Origin of the sequence: Mesorhizobium sp. M2A.F.Ca.ET.037.01.1.1 (genome assembly GCF_003998075.1) — a bacterium.
Classification (GTDB): Bacteria; Pseudomonadota; Alphaproteobacteria; order Rhizobiales; family Rhizobiaceae; genus Mesorhizobium.
Window position 1 is genome coordinate 1 of sequence record NZ_RZSA01001425.1, and the last position, 1,166, is coordinate 1,166.

The following is a 1,166-nucleotide window of genomic DNA, read 5'->3' on the forward strand; positions in this document are numbered from 1 at the left end:
GTTGAGGGCCATGAGGGGCATTTCTCGCGCTGCGTGCGCTTCAACGAGATCGACTGGGAGGCGCTGCCGCCCGGCGCCAAGAAGGTCAACGAAAAGGTCGAGCCCGGCGCGCCGGTGCTGAAGATCCAGGACCTCAAGAAATACTACAAGGTCGGCGGCAGCGAGGTGTTCGGCTCCAGCGAAGGCCGCGTCGTCAAGGCCAACGAGACGATCTCGTTCACCGCGCGCGAATCCGAGACGGTGGCGATCGTCGGCGAGTCCGGCTGCGGAAAGTCGACGCTGGCCAAGGTGTTGCTCGGCCTCGAGACCGCCAGCTCCGGCACGGTGACCTTGGCCAACAAGGAGATCCAGTCGACGGGCATCGAGAGCCGCGGCGTCGACACCGTCTCGTCGATCCAGATGGTGTTCCAGAACCCCTTCGACACGCTGAACCCCAGCCACACGGTCGGCTCACAGATCATCCGCACGCTGGAGAAGTTCAATGTCGGCAAGACGGTCGCCGAGCGACGCCAGCGCATGCTGGAGCTGCTCGACCTGGTGAAGCTGCCCAGGGCCTTCGAGACCCGCAAGCCGCGCCAGCTGTCGGGCGGCCAGAAGCAGCGCATCGGCGTCGCGCGCGCCTTTGCCGGCGACGCCAAGGTGGTGGTGGCCGACGAGCCGGTCTCGGCGCTGGACGTCTCGGTGCAGGCGGCGGTGACCGAACTTTTGATGGACATCCAGCGCAAGAACAAGACGACGATGCTGTTCATCAGCCACGATCTGTCGGTGGTGCGCTACATCGCCGACCGCGTCGTGGTCATGTATCTGGGCTACATCGTCGAGCAGGGCACGACCGACCAGATCTTCTCGCCGCCCTACCATCCCTATACCGAGGCGCTGCTGTCCGCGATCCCGATCGCCGACACCAGCGTCATCAAGAAGCACATCGTGCTCGAAGGCGACATCCCGTCGGCCATGAACCCGCCGACCGGCTGCCCGTTCCAGACGCGCTGCGGCTACAAGAAGCTGGTGCCGGACAATCTGTGCGAGACGAAGGTGCCGCCGGTGAAAAATCTCGGCGGCGGCCATACGAGCCTATGCTGGCTTTCGGACGACGTGCTCGCCAAGATGGAGCCGGTCATCAAGTTCGACAAGGAGCATGCCGCGCATGAAGGCGTGCCGGATGA

At 64.6% G+C, this 1,166-nt stretch carries 1 protein-coding gene; it reads left to right on the forward strand.

Annotation, left to right across the window (positions count from 1 at the left end; all coding sequences use genetic code 11):
- Positions 1-1,166: oligopeptide/dipeptide ABC transporter ATP-binding protein (locus EOA27_RS37330; protein ID WP_145970861.1), on the forward strand; the 1,166-nt coding region annotated here is incomplete at both ends.